The sequence below is a fragment of the Mycobacterium sp. NGS69 genome (assembly GCF_059812165.1).
Map to the genome: position 1 here is coordinate 325,916 of NZ_JCALCD010000003.1, position 20,691 is coordinate 346,606.

The following is a 20,691-nucleotide window of genomic DNA, read 5'->3' on the forward strand; positions in this document are numbered from 1 at the left end:
GACCTCATAACTGTTCTCTACGAAAGGGCCCGGGACTGGTGGATCGGGTCGGATCCCGGCCTGCTGCGGCTCCGAATGGCGACGCGCACCACCGCCGCGCTGGGCTGTTCGCTGCTGATCATGTACGTGGTGACCCGGGCGGCGGGGCAGCCCCTGACGGTGGCCCTGCTCGGCGTCGTCATCACCATGGTCGCGGCGCGGTCCGTCAACGAGCCCGACCCCCGACGACAGCGGGTCACGATGGCGCTGCTGCCGCTGCCCGCCACGGTGTCCATCACCCTGGCGGTACTGCTGGCGCCGCACCCCGTCGCCAGCGACGCCGCGTTCGTGGCCGTCGTCTTCGCCGCCGTGTACGTTCGGCGCTTCGGGCCCCGCGGGCGGGCGTTGGGCATGGTCGCGTTCATGTCCTACTTCTTCACTCTGTATCTGCGAGCGAGCATTTCGGAGCTGCCTTGGTTGATCGGGGCGGTCGTGGTCGGGACGCTGTGCACGTTCGTCATGAGCGCCTGCGTCTTGCCCGACCGGCCCGAAGGCGTGCTGCGCGCCACCGTTCGCGCGTTGCGGGCGCGGATGGCGATCGTGGTCGACACCACCGCCGACGCCGTGCGCACCGGCCGCTTCGACGAACGGCGCCGCCGCCGGATGCGCGCCCGCACCATCCGGCTCAACGAGACGGCCCTGATGGTGCAGGGCCAGATCGAGGACAAGGCCGATCCCGCCGTGCTGTGGCCCGGGGTCACCAGCGAACAACTGGCCCCCTGGCTGTTCGACGCCGAGCTGGCAATCGAATGGGTCGCCACCGCGGGTCGACGGGCGGCCCTCTCCGCCGACATCCCCACCCGCACCCGCCTCGAGTTGGTCGGGGCGCTGGCGCAGCTGGCGCGGGCGATCCGCACGCCACAGGCCGGCGGGCTCGGCCGGTCCGCGAGCCGGGCGCAGCGGATCCTCGACGAGCAGGCCGACGCGGCTGAGTACCCGGCCGTGCGGCGGCTGGCGCTGGCGATCATCAACGCCGCCAGGGCGACGGCGGAGGTCCGGGCCATCGTCGAAGGCGCCGCCGCGGGCAGGGCGCCTGCGCCGCCACCCGCGAGTGCGCCGGCCCCGGCCCCCGACGCCTCCGAGCGGGGCCTGCGGCCGACCACCCGGCAGGCCATCCAGGTGTCGGTCGCCGCGTCGCTGGCGATACTCACCGGTGAGCTGGTGTCACCGGCCCGCTGGTACTGGGCGGTGATCGCAGCGTTCGTGATGTTCGCGGGCACCAACTCCTGGGGCGAAACGCTGACGAAGGGCTGGCAGCGGCTGCTCGGCACTTTGCTGGGCGTGCCCTGCGGCGTGCTGGTCGCCACGCTTTTCGCGGGAGACACGACCGCCTCGCTGGTCGCGATCTTCGTCTGCCTGTTCTGCGCGTTCTATTTCATGACCGTCACGTACAGCCTGATGACCTTCTGGATCACCACGACGCTGGCACTGCTGTATGGCCTGCTGGGCCAATTCTCCTTCGGCGTGCTGATGCTGCGGATCGAAGAGACCGCGATCGGGGCCGTCATCGGCGTGGCCGTGGCGATCCTGGTGCTGCCCACCCACACCCGGACGACCATCCGCACCGACAGCCGCGCCTTCTTGACGGACCTGTCCGCGCTGATCGCGATCTCCACGGCGACGATGTTCGGCGGGGACGAGGCGGTGAGCCCGACCGAGCAGGCGCGCACGCTCGACCGGGCGCTGCAGCAGTTCCGGGTCAGCGCCAAGCCGCTGCTGGCGGGGGTCGCGGGGTTCGCCGGCCGGCGCAGCATCCGGCGCGCCCTGCGGATATTCGCCGCCTGCGATCGTTACGGGCGGAGCCTGGCGCGCAGCGCCGAGCAGTACCAGGATCCGATCGGATCAGAAGGCCTGGCAACGGATTTCATGGCGGCGGCGGCGCGGACCCGAAGCAACATCGATGCACTGCGCGCCGTGATCGACGGCGCCGAGGGCGTGACCGTCAACTCCGCGACCGACGATCTCGACGCCGCCGAGACCGCGGCCCGGCATCACGACGGCGAGGGCGAGCTCGGCGCCGACGCCCGGCGGTTCCTCACCGCGGTGCACGCGCTTCGCCAGATCGATCGGGCGATCATCACCGGGGCCACCAACCTCGGCGCGCGCGACGGCTACAGCCCGGGCAGGCAGAAGGGGAAGTAGCACGGCTGATTGGGGCCCTGAGCTTTTCTGAGGAGATCACCCAGATGGAGAATTGACGGCAATAGTTCCGCTTCCACCCCCGGCTTTTGGTCCTCGGGCAGATTGCGGGTGTCCATGTCCACTTTGGTGACCTGCTGCTGTAGTCCCGCTATCCGCTCGTTTCGCTGCTGCGGGGTGAGGTTCTCCCAGTTGGCGTCTAGGTCGGCGATCTGGCGCCGCAGCTCTTCGGCCTCCGCCCTGGGGTCGGGTGGAGGGGGCGGCTGCAGCGGGTAAACGTGGCCCAGCGCCGGTGGCGGCGTGGCCGCGGCTAGCGCCGGGCTCATGGTCGCCAGCAGCGCTCCGGCCACCAGCACAGCTTCGACGGTCGCCATGATTCTCATTGGAAAACACCACATTTCGTGTTATTACGGCGCGAACGCGCAGATGAATCCGAGCACCCGCTCGCACTCTTCGCGGGTGCGGAAGACGGGCGGCGGCGGGGGCGGCGGAGGCCCCTCGACGATGTTGTCGGGGCAACCGCCGTAATACCCGGGTGGACACTGCTCGTGATAGACGTGGCAGACGTTCAGGTCCCACCCGGTGGCCCGCAACCCGGGCCACACGTAGTCGCCCGGACACCAGCGCATCCCGGGACCGTGATAGCAGCCCGTCCTCGACGAGCAGTGGTCGTCGTCGGCGCGGGCGGTGCCCGCGGACGCCCCCGCTCCGGCCAGCCCCAAGCCCGCCGAGACGAGGACTCCGGCGAGGACTCGCTTCATGCACTTAGGTTGCGGCACAACGCTTGCCGAATTTTCGCAGATTTCTTGCGAAATTCTTGCGTTGGGCCGGCATTCCGGTGTCGCCGCGGGTCGGACAAGATGGGTGCCATGACCGAACCAGCAATGACCCGCGTGGCGGTCTACCTCGACTTCGACAACATCGTGATCTCGCGGTACGACCAGGTGAACGGGCGCAACTCATTCCAGCGGGACAAGGCCGGCGGGCTCGATCCCGAGCGGCTGGCCCGGGCCACGGTCGACGTCGGGGCGATCATCGACTTCGCTTCGTCGTTCGGGACGCTGGTGCTCACCCGGGCGTACGCGGACTGGTCGGCCGACGTCAACGCCGGGTACCGCGGACAGCTGGTAGCCCGTGCAGTCGACCTTGTCCAGCTGTTCCCGGCGGCGGCCTACGGCAAGAACGGCGCCGATATCCGGCTGGCCGTAGACGCGGTCGAGGACATGTTCCGGCTGCCCGATCTGACCCACGTGGTGGTCGTGGCCGGCGACTCCGACTACATCCCGCTGGCGCAGCGCTGCAAGAGGCTCGGCCGGTACGTGGTCGGCATCGGGGTGGCCGGCGCATCGAGCCGGGCGTTGGCGGCCGCCTGCGACGAGTTCGTCATCTACGACGCGCTCCCCGGTGTTCCGGTGTTCGAGCCCGAGCCGGACAAACCGAAGAAGGCGAGCGGCCGCAACAAGGCGGACAAGCGCGAGGAACCGGACGAGGCACCCGACCCGCAGGCCGCCGCCACCGCGCTGCTGACGCGCGCGCTGCAGATCGGGCTGGAGAAAGACGACGTCGACTGGCTGCACAACTCGGCCGTCAAAGCGCAGATGAAGCGGATGGACCCGTCGTTCAGCGAGAAGTCTTTGGGATTCAAGTCATTCAGTGACTTCCTGCGTTCGCGCACCGACGTCGTCGAGTTGGACGAGAGCTCGACGACCCGGATGGTGCGGTTGCGCGGAAAGGATTGAACGCGTCCCCTACGCTGACGACCGTGAGGCAGGAAGCGACCCGACCCATACGCTCGTGGCCGTCCTGGCTCACCCGCAACGTCCGGGTGCTCTCCGGGGTCTCGTTCCTGCAGGACACCGCCAGCGAACTGCTGTATCCGCTGTTGCCGATCTATCTGACGGCCGTGCTCGGCGCGCCGCCGTCCGTGGTGGGAGCCGTCGAGGGGGTGGCCGAGGGGGCGTCGTCGCTGACGAAACTCGCGGCCGGCCCGCTCGGCGACCGCTTCGCGCGGCGGCCCCTGATCGCCGCCGGTTACGGGATGGCGGCGCTCGGCAAGATCATCATCGCGGTGGCCGGGGCGTGGCCTGGAGTGCTCGCGGGTCGCGTCGTCGACCGGCTCGGCAAGGGCATTCGCGGCGCGCCGCGCGACGCGCTGCTGGTCGACGACGTGGACGAGGCCGAGCGCGGCCGGGTCTTCGGCTTCCACCGCGCGATGGACACCCTGGGCGCCGTGGTCGGTCCGCTGCTCGGGCTGGTGGGCTACGAGCTGCTCGACCACCGGATCCCGCCGTTGCTGTACGTCGCCATCGTGCCCGCCGTCCTGAGCGTGGCCCTCGTCTTCCTCGCGCGCGAGCGCAGCCGTTCCGCCGCGCGCCCGCAACGGCAGTCCATGTGGGCCGGTGTGCGCACGCTGCCGCGGCCGTACTGGCGGGTCGCCGCGCTGCTCGTCGGCTTCAGCTTGGTGAATTTCCCGGACGCCTTGTTGTTGTTGCGGCTCAACGAGATCGGCTTCTCGGTGATCGAGGTGATTCTGGCCTATGTCGGATACAACTTGGTGTACGCGCTGGCCAGCTACCCGGCCGGAGCGCTCGCGGACCGCATCGGCAAGCCGGCCTTGTTCGGCCTCGGTCTGGCATTCTTCGCGATCGGCTACACCGGGCTGGGCTTGACCACTGACTTGGTGACGGCCTGGCTGCTGATCGGCGCCTACGGCGTGTTCACCGGGTGCACCGACGGCGTCGGGAAGGCCTGGATCTCGGCCCTCGTCGGCCAGGAGCATCAGGCCAGCGCCCAGGGCGTGTTCCAGGGGGCCACCGGCCTGGCCGTGCTGGTGGCGGGGTTGTGGGCGGGATTCTGGTGGGGTTCGAACGGGCGACTGCCGTTGCTCATTTCGGGAATCACCGGCGGCGTGTTCGCTTTGGTGCTGATCGGCGGCCAGCTGGCCCGCGGCGCGAAACAGGGGTAGGCGCCGGTGGCCATGTTGCGGCGTCCGCTTGCGGACAGCGTGGAGGTGAGAGCGCCCGGCCTGGCCGCGCTCGCCGTCATGGCCGTGGGCCGACTTCCCGTTTCGGTCCGCCGGCGCGTGCTGCGGGGCGCGTTCGAACGGGCCCGCGACGCATTCAATCGCGGTGACCTGGATGCGGTATTCGGGCTGTTCGCCGAGGACGTCGAGTATGGACCGCCGCCGCCGCTGCATTCCGGAGACGTGCTGCGGGGCCGCGATGCCGTGTTCGAATTCTGGCGCGCGGTCTTCGACCGTTACGACGAGAACACCATCGAGAACTTGTCCTTGGACGAGACGGCGCCCGGGTCGTTCGTGCGCCGGGCGCGGCTGCACCACCGAACGAGCGCGACCGGTGCATCTCTCGACTACGTGGTGGTGCAGACCACCTACCTGAGGCGCGGTCGGGTGGTGCGACAGATCAACGTTCTAGAAGAACGCTAGGAATCCCGCGGCATACACATATGCGCCCGTGTATGGCGAGCGGCTATGACGGCGACTATTTGTTACGACAAAGCTGGTGGTGTGCAAGCGATATCGTTGACAGCTGCCCGGCATGGCCATACATTGTGACAAAGTCGTCGCGAGGAGACCGTCATGACCGTCGGTGCCGCTCCCCCAAGCGTTTTCGATGCTGACCTGCCGACGCTGGAGTACGGCGCCGAGGAGACTCCCGCCGACGTGTATCCGCGGCTGCAAGCGGCGCAGCGGCAGGCCCCGGTCGCGCTGGGACCGTTCGGGCCCGAGGTGCTGTCCTACCACCTCGTCCGGTCCCTCCTTCGGGACCCCCGCTTCCAGATCCCGCCCGGCATAAACCTGCTCGCCCAGGGCATCACCTCGGGCCCCTTGTGGGACAAGGTGGTCAACAGCCTGCTGTGCCTGGAAGGCGACGCGCACCAACGGCTGCGCAGCCTGACGTCGAAGGCGTTCACGCCCCGCGCGACGCTGCGCCTGCACGACACCATGGTCGCGGTGATGAACGAGCTGGTCGATCGGGTCATCGACGCGGGCGGCTGCGACGTGGTCGCCGACCTCGCGCGGCCCTATCCCGTCCCGATCATCTGCGCGTTGCTCGGAGCGCCCCGCGAGGATTGGCAACGGTTTTCGTTGTGGGCCGACGACGTGTTCAAGGCCTTCACCTTCACGGGCGATGTCCGCGAGGTCGAACCCGTCGTGATGCGCGCGTGGCGGGAGCTCGACGACTACGTCGACGACATGGTCGCCCGGCGCCGCAACAGCCTCACCAACGACCTGCTGTCCGACCTCATTCGCGCCGAGGATGACGGCGACCGCCTCAACGCCGCCGAACTGCGCATGCTGGCCGGCGGCCTGCTGCTCGCGGGCACGGACACCACCCGCAACCAGGTGGCCGCCTCGGTGCAGGTCCTGTGCGAACACCCGGAGCAGTGGGCGCTGCTCAAGGAGCACCCCGAGCTGGCGATGCCGGCGGTGGAGGAGACGATGCGCCACTCGCCGATCGCGGGCGGCACCCTGCGGCTGGTGGCCCAGGACGCGGAGCTGGACGGCTACCTCTTCCCCGCCGGCACGATGGTCCTGGTGAATACCGCTGCGGCCAACCGTGATCCGGCGGTCTACAACGAGCCGGACCGCGTCGACATCACGCGCGCCGGCGCGCCGCCGATCTTGACGTTCGGCGGCGGCGCGCACTACTGCCTGGGCGCCAACCTGGCCCGCCGCGAGATCGCCGAGGCGCTCAACGTCCTCGCTAGCCGGCTGCCGAACCCGCGCATCGCCGGACCGGTGCCCTGGAAGCCGATGGTCAGCCTGAGCGGCCCGCTGAGCCTGCCCATCGAGTTCGACACCTAGTGACGGCCTCTGCGCGAGCAGACGCAGAATCGCATGATCTCGCCCGCAGGAGTGCGATTCTGCGTCTGCTCGCGGTCATTCATTCAGCCGGGTGCAGCGAAGCCCAGGGGTGGGCCGATTCCAGTTGGGCCGCAACGCGAATGAGCACGTCCTCCCGCCCGTAGGCGGCGGCGAGCTGCACGCCGATGGGTAGGCCTTCGGCGTTGCGGTTCAGGGGCAGGCTGATTGCGGGCTGCCCGCTCATGTTGAACGGCGGCGTGAACACCGCGAACCGGCCGGCGCGGCGCATGGGCGCCGTCGGATGTTCGGGGTTGTTCTCGAACTCGGCCAGCGGCAGCGGCGGCTCGGCCAGCGTCGGGGTGAGCAGCAGGTCCCAGCCGTCGGCCCACCACTGCTGCAGCGCCCGCCGGAACGCGGACACCGCATCCAGCGCCACGGCGTAGTCGACGGCGGTCAATCGCTGCGCCCGCTCGACGTGCACCCAGTTCACCGGCTCGATGTCGTCGGCCGTCACCTCGCGCCCGAGCGTCTCGCCGAACCCGCGCGCCGCCATCGCCAACTGCGTGGCCCACAACGCCATGAACTTTTCCACCAGGGAGGTGTCGGCGAGGCCGGCCGGCCAGGCCCGCTCGACGGTGTGGCCGAGCCCCTCCAGCATCGACGCCGCGGCGCGCACCGCCGCGACGCAGTCGTCGTGCAGGAAGTCGCCGCGCGGATGCACGTCCAGCAGCCCGATGCGCAACCGGCCCGGGTCGGCGCCAACCTCCTCGGCGTACGGGCGCCCTGGGGCCGGGGCGATAACGGCGTCGCCGACACCAGGACCGCGCACCGCGTCGAGCAACCGCGCCGTGTCGCGCACCGTGCGGCTGACGCACAGCTCGACGCCCAGCCCGGACTCGGCGCGGGCGGGGCCCACCGTGATCCGTCCCTGGCTCGGCTTGAGGCCCACCAGCCCGCAGCACGACGCCGGGATCCGGATGCTGCCGCCACCGTCGGAGGCGTTGGCGAACGGCACCATGCCGGCGGCCACCGCCGCCGCGGCGCCGCCACTGGACCCGCCCGGCGTGCGATCGAGCGCCCACGGGTTGCGGGTCGCTCCCCAGGCCAGCGGCTGCGTGGTCGGCAGGCTGCCCATCTCGGGGCTGTTCGTCCGCCCGGCGATCACCAGCCCGGCCGCCTTGAACCGGGCGACCAGCGTCGTGTCGGCGGTGTCGATCTTCGCCGCCTCTTTCAGCACGATGTTGCCGTTCGACATGGTCTGACCGGCGAAGCTCGTGTACAGGTCCTTGAGCAGGAACGGCACGCCGTGAAACGGGCCTTTGGGCAGGTCGGGGGCGCTGGCCACGGATCGGGCGTGATCGAACCACTCGATGACGACCGCGTTCAACGCGGGGTTGGACCGCTCGATGCGCTCGATCGTCGCCTCGAGCAGCTCGGCCGGTGTGACCTCGCCCTTTGCCACCAGTGCCGCCTGGTCGGTGGCGTCCATCCAGCGGGTCTCGTCGGCGAGGCTGTTCATGGTTTTCGGTGTACCACGTGTGACGAAGACGGCCGCACCCAAGTCGCGGTCGCTCCGGGCCGGCTTTACGCTCGTTGGTTACACGGACTTAACGGGGGTTTTGTCGATGCGCGGGATCCGGGGGCGAACTGTGCCCACACGCGGGTTTGCCCTGACCGCGGTGGCAAGCTGCCTGGTCGTCGCGTCCTGTTCGGCAACCGTGGACCCGCCCGCGGCCACGCCGACCACCTCGAGTTCGACCTCGACGACCACGGCCAGTGCGGCGCCCGCGCCGCCCCCGGTCACCGGCCCGTTGGAGCGAGACTGGAAAAGCTACGGGGGGACGGCCTACGTCGGGTGTCCCGAGAAATTCGTGCAGCGCAAGTCGGCGCTCGAGGAGATTCGCCCCAAGGTGTTCGACACGAAGACGGGTCAGTACGCCGTGCCGGGCGTGCCCGCGATCCCGGCCGGTGAGAACCTGACGGGCGGCATCTGCGCGCTGACGGGGACGGCCGCCGACAACACGAGGGTCGTTTACGTGGTGACGACGACCAAGCCGGCGCAAGGGTCGCAGCCCGAGGTCACCAAGGCCACGGCCTACGCCTTCGACCTCAAGACGAGCCAGCCTGTGGTGACCAAGGAGCTGGCCCCGCCGACGCCCGACCTGAAATTGACAGCGGCGAACGAATGGGGCCTGGCGGCCACCGCGACCGGTGTGGCGTGGGTGAACGCCTTCACCGACGGGCACAGCGCCGCGTCGCCGCCGCGGACCGTCATCCTGTCCGGGACCGATCTGTCGATGATGTGGAACGACCCGCAGCCCGGCCGGGTGTGGCAGGACGTCCTGTCGTTCCAGCGCAACACCGACGTCGCCAAGGCGTCCGGAGCCGAGCTGCGCCGGCCGAGCGGGGAAGCGATCTATCAGGACAACGACATCTGGACCGTCGACGGCGAATTGTCCGACGGCCCGGACGAACTGGTGAAGATCACCCACTGGGATTCCTACAACCCCCCGGTGGTGTCGACGATGTTCTATGACCTGAACGCGAAATCCCTTATCAAGGTGGGCGATTCGGACCGGGTTTCCGGCGGCGGACTGTCCGCCACGTTGTCGGACGGGAAATTATTCGTCGACGGCCGCAACTCGGACAATTCGCAGTTCGGGTTCGGCGTGTGGAACCTGCGCACCCAGCACTGGGATTTGTTGAAGACGCGTGACGACGCGAAGAAGATGAATATCGCGAAGCTGGCCTTCTTCGAAGACCACCTCTACATCACCAACGTCGGCAACACGTTCGCCGTGCTCGCCCTACCCGCCCCGGATCCGGTCGCGACGACGTGGTCGGTCCGGCCGTTCGCGCGGATCTCGGGCTGGACCCTGGTGTGCCGCGGCGAGAACGCCGCCGCACTGAACGGCGACTGCAAGGACATCGTGATGGTCCAGGACCAGGACGGCCACTTCCCCGGACCGTGGTTCTGAAATTCGGTCAGCGAAAGCGGACGTTCAGCGTCGCCATGCCGAAGATCTTCTGACCACCCGACTTCGCCGCGACGACGACGACGCCGCTGCGGGTCTCCGGGTCCAGCGACTTGACCCGCCCGGTGAACTCGATGTCGGCGCCCTCGGCCGCCGACACGATCGCGGGCTGGGACAACCGCACCGCGTACCGGGTGACCGCGCCTGGATCGCCCGTCCACGCCGAGGCGAATCCGGCGCCCAGGCCCATGGTGAGCATTCCGTGGGCGATCACGTCGGGCAGGCCGGCCAGCTTGGCGATGCCCTCGTCCCAGTGGATCGGGTTGGCGTCGCCGGCCACGCCGGCGTAGTTCACCAGATCGCCGCGGGACAGTCGGGTGTGATGCGCCGCCAACTCGTTGCCGACCTTCACGTCCTCGAAGGACGGCGTCCCCGGCGTGCGGGTCGCGCCTTCCTGGGCGATCCGAACCTCACCCTCGGGGCGCACCGTCTTTTCGTACTCGGCGCCCGCTTCGGCGATTGCGAGGATGTCCACGTCGTGCATCATGATTTTCGGCGCGGCCAACTTGACCTGGGGATCGACATCTTCGGCGGTGACGCCGACGACGGTGGTGTGCAGGGTGTGTACCCGCTCGCCGGCGGCGTCGGTGAAGGTGTTGGTGACGGTGATGAAGTCCCTGCCGGCGGTCCTGCGCACCGATGTCAGCTCGACGTCGATGTACAGCTCGTCGCCGGCCACGATTGGGCGGTGCTGCTCGAAGACCTCTTCGGTCTGGAGGTAGGTGTCGTAGCCGACCACCACCGACTCGAACATGCGGCGATTGCACATCATGCCGGGGACCGACGTGAACGTCAGCGGCGCCACCAGGCCGGAGTAGCCCAGCTCGGCGGCCGCGGCGACGTCCCAGTGCGCGGGGTGATAGTCCTGCACCGCGCGGGCGTATTCGCGGACCTTCTCGCGGCCGACCAGGTAGGTGCCGTCCATCTGGTAGTAGTGGCCGACCCGCGATTGAAGCGCCGGTGCTTCCGCTGCTGCGGTCATGGATTTGCTCAACTTTTCTACCGGCTTGTTCGCTGGGGCCGGTCGCAACACCCTAGCGCGCCGGCCCGGTAGCGATACACGCCGACGCGTTTCGCCGGAGTGGTTCAGAACTTCGTCAGTCATCTCGTGTCAAGTGGCGCCGCAGAAAATCCGCCTCGAGTGAGCTGATCTCCTCGAAGAGCGAACCGGTGTAGACGTCGAAGTGCCCGACCGGATAGCGGTGCAGTTCGACGTCACTCATCAAGGATGCTATCCGTGCCGCGAACCTCGGCGAGGCTTGCTGGTCGTGGTCCCCCAGGCACGTCAGGACCGGCATGCGCAGTTTTTCCGCCGTGCCCGTGCGGTAGCGCGGCAAGGCGAAGAGCATGCGCGGTGCGAGCGCATTGCGCCAGCCGACGGCTTCGCCACCGAGCGCCTCGAACGCTGCTTTCGCCTCGGGCTCGGTGAACACCGCCACGTCTCCCGAATTGGCGACCACGGGAACCAGATACGGCCCCTTGCCCAACTTCGCGCCAACCGCATCGCGCACCGCCGCGACGCTGAATTGCAGCGTCCGCCGCGCCACATCCCAATTGAGGCGCTCGCCAAGCGTGCGCCCGCGGTGCCAGCCGTCGATCAGGGGTACCTGCGACACCACCGCGGCGATATCCGGATCCGTGGCGGCCACCGCCAGCACATGACCACCGCTGAGCGACGTCCCCCACAAGGCGACCCGATGCGGATCGATGTCGTCGCGACCCCGCACGTATCGCACCGCCGCGCGGTAGTCGTCCTGTTGTTCGGCAATGCTGATAACTTGCCGGGGCTCACCGCCGCTGTCTCCGAAATGCCGGTAATCGAACGCCAACGCCGCCAGGCCCGCCGTCGTGAACTTCTCCGCGTACGCGGGCAAGCCGAGGCGCTTGGTGGCGCTGCCGCCGTGCCCCATCACCACGCAAGGCGCGCTGCCCGCGGTCGCGGGCAGGTAGAGATCGGCCGCGCACCGCACACCGTCGGAGTCGAAGAACACTTCCTCGGGCACGGACACATCCATTCGGTCTGAGTCACCGCAACTCTGTCCTAATCTGCACCGCCGGCTGGACGGTAGCCAGGACCATATGGGCTGGTCTTCGGTGACCTTGGCCCCTACTGAACGGTCGCGCGGATGTCGATGCTGTCGACGTGGGCGAAAAACAAACCCACGCGCAGTTATTGCTCGACCAATTGCGCGACGAGCGCGGCCGGCAGGTGATCTTGGTGTCACACTGCCTGCTGAACGAGAACACCCGCTATGCCGGCGGGGCGACGCGACCGGGTGCGGTGGCCGAGGCGGTCGAGCAGCTGATCGGTGCCGGCTACGGGATTCACCAAATGCCGTGCCCGGAACGGCTGGCCTGGGGCGGGGTGCTGAAGCCGCACAGCCTTCGGCTTTATCACTCGAAGGGCGGCTGGCTGTATCCGTTGCGGGCCCCACTGCTGCGCGCGTTCGTGGTGTGGACCCGCCTTGTGTATCGACGATTGGCGCGCCGGGTAGCTCGCGACGTTGCCGACTACCAGCGCTCCGGGATCGCGACCGCCGGCATAGTCGGGATCGGTGCCTCGCCGTCGTGTGGCGTGGCGACGACATTGGATCTGCGGGCGTCGCTGGAAGTCGTCGCGTCCTGTCCGGCCGCCGCTCTCACTCGTGACGTCATGAACGAGCGAGCCGTGTTGGCGTGCAGGCGCAAGGGTGAGGGCTTGTTCATCGCCGAGCTGGATCGCCAGTTGCGCCGTCGGGGTCTGAAGGTCCCGGCGTTCGAGCACGATCTCGCTGCAGAGCTTCGCGGTTCACGGCAGGCGCTATTTACCACCGGTCCGTTGCGGACCCTAGGCGCGCGCGCGAATCACGGGCGCGCGTGATCCCGCAGCACGGCCATCCGATCGCGGTATTCGGCCTCGTTGATCTCACCACGCGCGAATCGGGCGGCGAGCACCTGTTCCGGCGAGGCGGGCGGCGTTATGCCTGAGCGGATTTGGCGATCTCCATTGATATAGGCGACGAGGGCGACAATGCCGGCGACAAGCAGCGCCCAGAACAGCACCATGCCGACGCCCATTCCGGCCCATCCCCACCACCCCATGTTGTGGTCATACCAGAACATCATCGCGTTTGCCTCCAATCGGACGACCCAAAAATCATTCACTCGCCATCAGTTTGACTCGTTGTCAGGGTGTCGTCAGGGGCCGGTGGGCACGAGCGTCAGGGACCTTCGACCCTCGATCCTTCCCCGGGACAAGTGACGCAAGTCCCTACCCCTAGGGGGTATGATGAGAGGATGCTGAACCGGTCGTGCAGTTGCGGCGGAAGAGGTGGGCACGGCCATGGCGGCGTCCGGGCAAGTTACCAGCGGCTCTTGGGCTGCGGTGCTGATAGGTGTGGTGTTGCTGCTCACCTTTTCGGCGACCACGTCCGCGGTGATCGCGCGGGCTTTCAGGGCGCGTCGCCGCGAAACGCCGCTCCAGCCCGGCGACGAGCTGTTCGATCTGTTGCCGTCGGGCATGGGCGCGAGCCTATGGAGGTGTCAGGCGCTCATCGCCGAGGCAGTCATCGTGCGACAGCGGCTGTCCGGGTCGATCGATGCCGAGACGTACCAGATCCGCATGAACGAGCTGGCGCGGCAGGCCACCCCCGAGCGCCGTTCACAGCCCAACCCCTAATCCGTTCCCGCCCTCGAGGAGTACATGGTGTCCGGTGTCGATATTGCCGTCCTGGTGGGTGCTGCCTCGGTGGTCGCCGGGCTGGCGTGGTACTTCTTCTCGCCGCGACGCGCGCACGCCGCCACGGTCAACGCCGGACTGCAGCAGCTCCAGGTCACGGTCCGCGGCGGTTACAGCCCCAACGTCATCCAAGTGCGCCAAGGCATTCCGGCCGAGATCGAATTCGACCGGCAGGAAGCGGGGGATTGCAGCTCGCGGGTGGTCTTTCCCGATCTCCAGCTGTCGGCGGCCCTGCCGGCGCATCAACGCACGACGGTCAGGTTCACCCCAACACAGGCAGGATCATTCGGGTTTGCCTGCGGCATGAACATGATTCACGGCACGCTGGTCGTCACCCCGGACGGCATGGCCGCTGAAACCGACAAGCCCGACGCCGGTGCCGGATATGCGCCACCCGACGGCGTCGACGAGCCTGCCGCCACGGAAATTGAAGCCGCTCAGGCCGAAGACCGGCGCGCGGAGATCGCCGATCTGACGCGCCGGGTGTTCGTCGGCGCGGTGCTCACCGTTCCGGTGCTGTATGCCGTGATGGCCGAACCCCTGGGCGCCCATTGGGTTCCGGCGTTCTTGCTCAACCATTGGGTGCAGCTGACTCTGATCACCCCGGTGATGTTCTACGTGGGATGGCCGATCCATCGCACCGGCTGGCTCGCGCTGGCGCACCGCAGCGCCGACATGAACAGCCTCATCACTTTGGGCACCCTGGCGGCCTACGGCTACAGCCTGCTCGTGACGGTCGCCGCCGGTGCGTTGCCGGCCGAAGTGCGCGACGTGTATTTCGAGGCCGTCGGAGTGATCCTGACGCTGATCATGCTGGGCCGACTGCTCGAGGCCCGCGCCAAGGCCGGCACCGGCGAAGCCATCCGCGCCCTGCTGGGCCTGCAAGCCCGCACCGCCCGTGTGCTGCGTGACGGCACCGAAACCGAAATCCCCGTCGACGAGGTCGTCGTCGGCGACGAGATCCTCATTCGGCCCGGCGAGAAGATCCCGGTCGACGCCACCGTGTTGTCCGGACAGTCCGCCGTCGACGAGTCGATGGTGACCGGCGAATCGATGCCGGCCACCAAACGCACCGGCGACACCGTCATCGGCGCGACCGTCAACACCACCGGCTCGTTGCGAGTGCGCGCCGCCAAAGTCGGCGCGGACACCATGCTGGCTCAAATCATCCGCATGGTTCAACAGGCGCAGGCTTCGCGGGCCCCGATCCAGCGCTTGGCCGACGCGATCTCGGCGTACTTCGTCCCGGTTGTGATCGCTACCGCCATAGCAACTTTCGCGATCTGGTTCGTCCTCGGCCCGGCACCCACGCTGACGCAGGCGTTGGTGTCGGCGGTGGCCGTGCTGATCATCGCCTGCCCTTGCGCGCTGGGCCTGGCGACGCCGCTATCGATCATGGTCGGCACCGGCAAGGGGGCCCGGGCGGGAATTCTGATCCGCTCGGCCGAGGCCCTCGAGACCGCGCACAAGCTCGACACCATCGTGCTGGACAAGACCGGCACCATCACCGCCGGCAGACCTGCTCTCACCGACGTCGCGGTGACCGGGACCGTGGCCGAGAACGAACTGCTCACGCTGGTTGCCGCCGCGGAAGCCGACAGCGAACACCCGATCGCCAGCGCCGTGGTGGCAGGCGCTCGCGATCGCGGTCTCACCCTTCCCGCCGTGTCGGCCTTCGATTCGATCACGGGCAAGGGGGTCCGGGCCACGGTGTCGGGCCGCGCCGTGCTCGTCGGCACCGCAAGATTGTTGGCCGAAAACGACGTCGACACAACCGAACTCGAGCACATCAGCGCCGACCTGGCCGCCGAGGGGAAGACCCCGATTCTCGCCGCCGTCGACGGGCACCCAGCCGGTGTGATCGCCGTGGCCGATACCGTCAAAGACGATTCCGTCGCTGCGATTTCCGCCCTGCGCAAGCTGGGCCTGCAGGTCGTGATGCTCACCGGGGACAACGCCCGCACCGCGGCCGCGATCGCCCGACAGGTCGGCGTCGAACGGGTGCTGGCCGAGGTCCTGCCCGAGCACAAAGCCGACGAGATCCGCCGTCTACAGGCCGAGGGACGCCGGGTGGGCATGGTCGGTGACGGCATCAACGACGCACCCGCCCTGGCCCAGGCCGACGTCGGACTGGCCATCGGCACCGGCACCGACGTGGCGATCGAAGCCGCCGACATAACCCTGATTTCCGGGTCACTGGCCGGTGTCGTCACGGCGATCCGGCTCTCGCGTGCCACCATGCGCAACATCCGGCAAAACCTGTTCTTTGCCCTGATCTACAACGCCGTCGGGATCCCGCTCGCGGCGGGCGTCCTGTATCCGGTGTTGGGGCTACGACTTTCACCGATGATCGCCGCCGCCGCGATGGCTCTGTCCTCGTTGTCTGTCGTCGGCAACGCCAACCGCTTACGCCGCTACCACGCCGACCCACTGCCACCCGCCGAGCCGCCCACGATTGAGCCTCGCGTGGAAACCTTCGCCGCCCGACGTCCGCCCCTGTCGTCGACAGCCCCATGAATCGGGCGGTGACGCCCGAGCTCGTGCTGCGCGAACTATCGACCCACAATTTCGCGATCCTCTCGACCGTCGACGGGCAGGGCCGGCCACACTCGGCGGGGGTCAACTATGGCGTCTCGGAACGCGGCGGCGAGGTCGCGCTGTATGTCATGACGAGGCGCCAGTTGAAGAAGGCGCGAAACGTCGCGCACAACCCACAGGTGTCGCTGGTCGCGCCGCTGCAGCGGCGGGTATTGCGATTCGTTCCGCCGGCGACGATCCAGTTGCGTGGCCGCGCCGAAATCCTCGACTGGACCGACGGGGACGGGACCAACGTCTTCCGCGGTTTCTGGATAGGCCGGCAGATTCTGAGTGCGTACGAAAAATCCCGGCGCAAAGGCGAAGCGGGGGTCTGCTTTCTCAGGATCACCCTGGATCCCGTGATTCGAACCTATGGGGTCGGCCGCAGCGTCGTGAGCATCCGCCGACATATGGAGGCTGCCGCCGGCAAGGTTCGACTGGCGCCCGTCGAGGTTCTTTCACCGACTCCGAGTGTGGCCTAGAACCCTCATAATCGATGGACGCCATTGGTAGGGTCTCGGACAAAGATGTCCTTGGCGGCCGACCACACCCGTCACCACGCGGCGACGCCGAGAACGACCTGATGACGCAGTGCCGGGAGATGACTTGGAAACCACGTACGGATATGTAGCCAACAAGGACAACTACGCCAGACGAATGCGCCGGATCGAGGGCCAGGTCCGCGGCATCGCAAAAATGATCGACGACGACAAGTACTGCATCGACATCCTCACCCAAATCAGCGCACTAAGTAGCGCTTTACGGTCCGTGGCGCTAAACCTGCTCGACGACCACCTCGACAATTGCGTAAGCCAAGCACTCGCAAAGGGGGGAGACGAAGCTGACGTGAAGCTGGCCGAAGCCTCCGCGGCCATCGCACGGCTTGTTCGCTCCTGATCGAATCGATATCGGCGGGCGATCCGAGCCGCAATCGACTGCCGACGCGCAGATCTGCGATTGACAGGGATACCCTACGGGGGTACCGTCTAAGACATGAACGAAACTCACATCTGCCACTGCAAATCCACCGGTTGTACTTGCGGCGAATCCGCCTGCACGCAAGCGGGCGGCTGCAACTGCGGTCACCCCGATTGCACGTGCAACGACTGATCACCTTCAGGGACCCCGGCGCTCCCAGCATTAGCGACCGTGATGCGTGAGAGATTCGACAGCGAAACACGATTGTCGTGGGTCCTGGCCGCGCTGGCCGGGCTGATCGGTGCCACGGCGTTCACTCACTCCGCCGGATACTTCGTAACGTTCATGACCGGAAACACGGAACGTGCCGCGTTGGGATACTTTCGTCACCAACCCTGGCTCGTTCTGACGGCGGCGGTGCTGTTGGCGGCCTTTCTCAGCGGCGTAGTAGTCGCGTCATTGTGCCGGCGCCATCTGTGGGTGGCGCATCCTCATGGCCCGACGGTGCTCACAGCTTTGTCACTGGCAGTCGCCACCACTGTCTGCGTCGCCACACACGGGTGGTCGGCGATGGGCGAACTCTCCTTTGCGCCAATCATTTTCGTTGCGTTCGGAATTGGCGCTCTCAATACCTCATTTGTCAAGGATGGCGAGGTGTCGACCCCGCTGAGCTACGTGACCGGGACACTCGTGAAGATGGGCCAGGGCATTGAACGTCACATCAGTGGCGGCTCGGCGGCCGCGTGGTTGGGATACTTTCTGCTATACATGGGCTTCATTTTGGGTGCCGTCATCGGCGGGTTGATTAGCCTGGTCGCCAACGGATCCCAGATGTTGGCGGTCGCGACGGTCGTGTGTTCGATAGCCGCCGGATACACCTATTTCCACGGTGACCGCCGCGCACTCGTGAGGGAGTCGAATGGCGGAAGTCCGCCTAACCGCCCATTTCCAAAGATGATGCGAAAGACGCCGCGTTGATGGATTGCCGGCCATAGCGTCGTCTGGTTAGACGCCGCTCACGTCGGCTCCGCTTGTCCCCATGAGCCAATGACTTTGGTCCCGGACGCCTCGGCCCTTGTTCTCTGGTCCCGCGCCGAGCAGCACGGCAGTATCGACCGCAAACATCACCAACGCTGACCACAGCCACACGGACTCGAGAAGCAATTGACGCTGGAGGGTGTCGAGGAGGCAGCCGTGAATGAGCCAGCAAGCGGCGCCGCGGTGACGACTCCGCGGCCGCGTGAAACCGAATCCGGCCCGTTACTGACTGCCGAGGGTGTCGAAAAGTTCTTCCGGCGCGGCGTTTGGCCGTTTTGGCGGCGCCACCAGGTGCTGCGTGGCGTGGATCTGAACTTGGGCCCCAGTGAAGTAGTTGGGTTGGTTGGTGAGAACGGCTCGGGCAAGTCGACGATCATGAAAATCTTGGTCGGCGAGTTGGCCGCCGACGCCGGCACCGTGACGCGTACCGGAGTGCTGGGATACTGCCCGCAACGACCGGTGGTCTACGAGCGGCTGACGTGTGATGAGCACATCGAATTATTCGCCCGCGCCTATCGAATGACTCATGAGGCCGAACGACGTGCGCGACGAGACCTTTACGGGGCGTTGGGCTTTGAGCGATACGCGGGCACGCGGGCGGATCGCCTGTCCGGCGGCACGCTGGCCAAGCTCAACCTCACCCTGGCGATGCTGGCCGATCCGCCGGTGCTGCTGCTGGATGAGCCCTACGCAGGATTCGATTGGGACACCTATCTGAAGTTCTGGGATCTGGTGGCCGCACGCCGCGCCGCCGGTAGATCCGTTTTGATCATCAGCCATTTTGTGACCGACGAGCAACGGTTCGATCGCATCCTTAGGCTGTGCGATGGGCAATTGTGCGCCGGCCAGTGCGAAGGGCAGTGCAACGTGCAAGAGGTTGACTGATGACGACCGCCGCGCATGAACAATGGCGCCCGACACTGCTTTTGACACGCAGTTTCGCCACGGAGTATGTGCGCAACCCGGTAAATCTGATCATGCTGGTCCTGGTGCCGCTGGTCTTTGTGCTGGTGGCGGCGGCTTCGATCGCTGATGCCATGCAGTTGTTGCGAGGTAGGCCCGGCATGGCGACGGAGACCGCGACGGCGGGGTGGGCCGCCGGGTTTCTGTCGGGGTTGGCGATGTACTTCCAGATCCGCTCGGCTCGCGCCGCCGACAAGCGGTTGCTGCTAGCTGGGCTGCGGGTGTCGCGGCTACTGGCCGCCCGGGCGGCCACGGGCCTGCTGATGGCAGGGCTGGTTTCCGCGGCGGCGCTGGGTGCGCTGGCGGTACGCACCGGCATCGACGACCCTGGTCGGGTGATCGCCGGCACTCTGATGTTCGCGCTGGTCTACCTGGCGATCGGCGCGCTCGTCGGGGTGGCCGTCGGCAATCCGGTCAACGGCGCGGTGGTCATCCTGTTGATCTGGCTGCTCGATGTATTCGTGGGACCCGCCGGGAGCGGCGGCGACTATCTGTTCACCCGGTGGTTCCCCACCCACTTCGTCACGCTGTGGATGGCGGGCACGCCCTCGCATCACGCCGGACGCTTCGGTGATCTCGGCCTCTCCCTGGTGTGGGTGATCGGCGCCCTTGTGGTAGCCGGGGTAGTTGTGGCCACCGGATCGCGCACCGCGCGCCGGCGGCAGCGCTCATCGGGGCAATTCTTGACCGCGCTGCGGTTCGGATTGGTCGATCTGGGTCGCAACCCAGTCTTGCTGGTGTTACTGGTGATCGTGCCGGCGGCGTTCGTGCTGCTGGCCCGGGCCACCACCCCCCCACGCAGCATCGCGGTGGCGGTCACCGAAAACGGCGTCAACGCGAATCACATTTTCTGGTTCCCAGACATCCACGGGGGGGTCATGGCCCCGATCGGGATCGGCGCACTGGCAGCGCTCGTGGGCATGTTCGTGGTTGTCGATGCCGCTGACGGGGATGAGCGGCTGCGGTTGGCCGGCTACCGCACCGGCGCCATCCTCGCGGCCCGGCTCGGCGTTGTCGCCGGGGCCGCCATCGTGATCACAGCGGCCACGATGCTGGTCACCGCGGCTGTGTTCGATGCCAAACAGTGGGCGGGGTACGCCGGTGCCAACCTGCTAGTTGCCGGGACCTATGCGCTGATCGGTGTCATCGTCGGCCCCCTCCTGGGCAAGGTCGCCGGTGTGTTCGTGGCGTTCCTTATCCCATTCCTCGACCTGGGCATCATTCAAAGCCCGATGCTGCGACCCACACCAGCAGCTTGGGCCGACTTCTTGCCCGGCTACGGCGTGACCAAGGTGCTGTTCGACACCGGGCTGACTAAGCAATTCACCCAAACCGGATCCCTACTGGTCGCGTTGGCCTGGTTGGGCGGACTACTCCTTCTGGCGGCAGTGACGCTCCTGCGAGCCAAGCCCTGGACGCGCCCGATGGGCTAACCG

At 67.5% G+C, this 20,691-nt stretch carries 20 protein-coding genes; 14 read left to right on the top strand and 6 right to left on the bottom strand.

Translation table 11 applies throughout. The features are described 5' to 3' along the window. The first annotated feature begins 75 nt into the window (after window positions 1-75). Window positions 76-2,181 carry an FUSC family protein gene (locus AC5Y2S_RS10840; RefSeq protein ID WP_499956158.1) on the top strand — a complete coding sequence of 702 codons (2,106 nt, stop codon included), beginning with the start codon at window positions 76-78 and terminating at the stop codon, window positions 2,179-2,181. On the opposite strand, the gene AC5Y2S_RS10845 is transcribed toward AC5Y2S_RS10840, so the two are convergent. Both AC5Y2S_RS10845 and AC5Y2S_RS10850 read right to left on the bottom strand, forming a co-directional pair. Next, window positions 2,151-2,552: a hypothetical protein gene (locus tag AC5Y2S_RS10845; RefSeq protein WP_499901797.1), complete on the bottom strand. Its 402-nt coding sequence runs from the start codon at window positions 2,550-2,552 to the stop codon at window positions 2,151-2,153. The genes AC5Y2S_RS10840 and AC5Y2S_RS10845 overlap by 31 nt on opposite strands. 33 nt (window positions 2,553-2,585) lie before the next feature. Continuing rightward, window positions 2,586-2,939 carry a hypothetical protein gene (locus AC5Y2S_RS10850; RefSeq protein ID WP_499956160.1) on the bottom strand — a complete coding sequence of 118 codons (354 nt, stop codon included), beginning with the start codon at window positions 2,937-2,939 and terminating at the stop codon, window positions 2,586-2,588. 108 nt (window positions 2,940-3,047) lie between these two features. Here AC5Y2S_RS10850 and AC5Y2S_RS10855 point away from each other — a divergent pair, with 108 nt between their 5' ends. The 4 genes from AC5Y2S_RS10855 (at window position 3,048) to AC5Y2S_RS10870 (ending at window position 7,006) form a co-directional block, all read left to right on the top strand. After that, window positions 3,048-3,917 (top strand): NYN domain-containing protein, encoded by an 870-nt coding sequence (locus tag AC5Y2S_RS10855; protein WP_499956162.1) that lies wholly within the window; start codon window positions 3,048-3,050, stop codon window positions 3,915-3,917. 23 nt (window positions 3,918-3,940) lie between these two features. Continuing rightward, window positions 3,941-5,143 carry an MFS transporter gene (locus tag AC5Y2S_RS10860; protein WP_499956164.1) on the top strand — a complete coding sequence of 401 codons (1,203 nt, stop codon included), beginning with the start codon at window positions 3,941-3,943 and terminating at the stop codon, window positions 5,141-5,143. A 45-nt stretch (window positions 5,144-5,188) separates the two neighbouring features. Further along, complete coding sequence (locus tag AC5Y2S_RS10865; protein ID WP_499956166.1) at window positions 5,189-5,623, top strand: nuclear transport factor 2 family protein; 435 nt, start codon at window positions 5,189-5,191, stop codon at window positions 5,621-5,623. Between the two features lie 153 nt (window positions 5,624-5,776). Next, a complete protein-coding gene (locus AC5Y2S_RS10870; protein WP_499956168.1) occupies window positions 5,777-7,006 on the top strand; it encodes a cytochrome P450 in 1,230 nt (409 codons plus the stop codon). Between the two features lie 79 nt (window positions 7,007-7,085). On the opposite strand, the gene AC5Y2S_RS10875 is transcribed toward AC5Y2S_RS10870, so the two are convergent. Further along, window positions 7,086-8,525 carry an amidase gene (locus AC5Y2S_RS10875; protein WP_499956170.1) on the bottom strand — a complete coding sequence of 480 codons (1,440 nt, stop codon included), beginning with the start codon at window positions 8,523-8,525 and terminating at the stop codon, window positions 7,086-7,088. 106 nt (window positions 8,526-8,631) lie between these two features. Here AC5Y2S_RS10875 and AC5Y2S_RS10880 point away from each other — a divergent pair, with 106 nt between their 5' ends. Beyond that, the gene (locus AC5Y2S_RS10880) at window positions 8,632-9,984 is read left to right on the top strand and encodes a hypothetical protein (protein ID WP_499956171.1); all 1,353 of its coding nucleotides are present in this window, start codon (window positions 8,632-8,634) and stop codon (window positions 9,982-9,984) included. Window positions 9,985-9,991: 7 nt separating this feature from the next. Here the strand turns inward: AC5Y2S_RS10880 and AC5Y2S_RS10885 are convergent, their stop codons facing one another. Both AC5Y2S_RS10885 and AC5Y2S_RS10890 read right to left on the bottom strand, forming a co-directional pair. Next, complete coding sequence (locus AC5Y2S_RS10885) at window positions 9,992-11,023, bottom strand: fused (3R)-hydroxyacyl-ACP dehydratase subunits HadA/HadB (protein WP_499956172.1); 1,032 nt, start codon at window positions 11,021-11,023, stop codon at window positions 9,992-9,994. Window positions 11,024-11,138: 115 nt separating this feature from the next. After that, a complete protein-coding gene (locus tag AC5Y2S_RS10890; RefSeq protein WP_499956173.1) occupies window positions 11,139-12,011 on the bottom strand; it encodes an alpha/beta hydrolase in 873 nt (290 codons plus the stop codon). Window positions 12,012-12,184: 173 nt separating this feature from the next. Here AC5Y2S_RS10890 and AC5Y2S_RS10895 point away from each other — a divergent pair, with 173 nt between their 5' ends. Then, window positions 12,185-12,901, top strand: a complete 717-nt coding sequence (locus AC5Y2S_RS10895; protein WP_499956174.1) for a hypothetical protein — start codon at window positions 12,185-12,187, stop codon at window positions 12,899-12,901. On the opposite strand, the gene AC5Y2S_RS10900 is transcribed toward AC5Y2S_RS10895, so the two are convergent. Beyond that, on the bottom strand, window positions 12,886-13,146 hold the full coding sequence (locus AC5Y2S_RS10900; protein WP_499956175.1) for an SHOCT domain-containing protein: 261 nt from the start codon (window positions 13,144-13,146) through the stop codon (window positions 12,886-12,888). The genes AC5Y2S_RS10895 and AC5Y2S_RS10900 overlap by 16 nt on opposite strands. 217 nt (window positions 13,147-13,363) lie before the next feature. Between AC5Y2S_RS10900 and AC5Y2S_RS10905 the strand changes: the two genes are divergently transcribed. The 7 genes from AC5Y2S_RS10905 to AC5Y2S_RS10935 all read left to right on the top strand — a co-directional run bounded on the left by AC5Y2S_RS10905 (window position 13,364) and on the right by AC5Y2S_RS10935 (window position 20,688). After that, complete coding sequence (locus AC5Y2S_RS10905) at window positions 13,364-13,699, top strand: hypothetical protein (protein WP_499956176.1); 336 nt, start codon at window positions 13,364-13,366, stop codon at window positions 13,697-13,699. 27 nt (window positions 13,700-13,726) lie between these two features. Beyond that, a complete protein-coding gene (locus tag AC5Y2S_RS10910) occupies window positions 13,727-16,276 on the top strand; it encodes a heavy metal translocating P-type ATPase (RefSeq protein ID WP_499956177.1) in 2,550 nt (849 codons plus the stop codon). Window positions 16,277-16,284: 8 nt separating this feature from the next. Continuing rightward, entirely contained in the window at window positions 16,285-16,818 is a 534-nt protein-coding gene (locus tag AC5Y2S_RS10915) for a pyridoxamine 5'-phosphate oxidase family protein (protein WP_499956178.1), read from the top strand. 124 nt (window positions 16,819-16,942) lie between these two features. Further along, complete coding sequence (gene ricR / locus AC5Y2S_RS10920; RefSeq protein WP_499956179.1) at window positions 16,943-17,233, top strand: copper-sensing transcriptional repressor RicR; 291 nt, start codon at window positions 16,943-16,945, stop codon at window positions 17,231-17,233. Between the two features lie 252 nt (window positions 17,234-17,485). Further along, entirely contained in the window at window positions 17,486-18,232 is a 747-nt protein-coding gene (locus tag AC5Y2S_RS10925) for a YoaK family protein (protein ID WP_499956180.1), read from the top strand. 285 nt (window positions 18,233-18,517) lie between these two features. Next, window positions 18,518-19,177 (top strand): ATP-binding cassette domain-containing protein, encoded by a 660-nt coding sequence (locus AC5Y2S_RS10930; protein ID WP_499956520.1) that lies wholly within the window; start codon window positions 18,518-18,520, stop codon window positions 19,175-19,177. Next, window positions 19,177-20,688 (top strand): ABC transporter permease, encoded by a 1,512-nt coding sequence (locus AC5Y2S_RS10935; protein WP_499956181.1) that lies wholly within the window; start codon window positions 19,177-19,179, stop codon window positions 20,686-20,688. The genes AC5Y2S_RS10930 and AC5Y2S_RS10935 overlap by 1 nt, the downstream gene beginning before the upstream one ends. The last annotated feature ends 3 nt before the right edge of the window (window positions 20,689-20,691 follow it).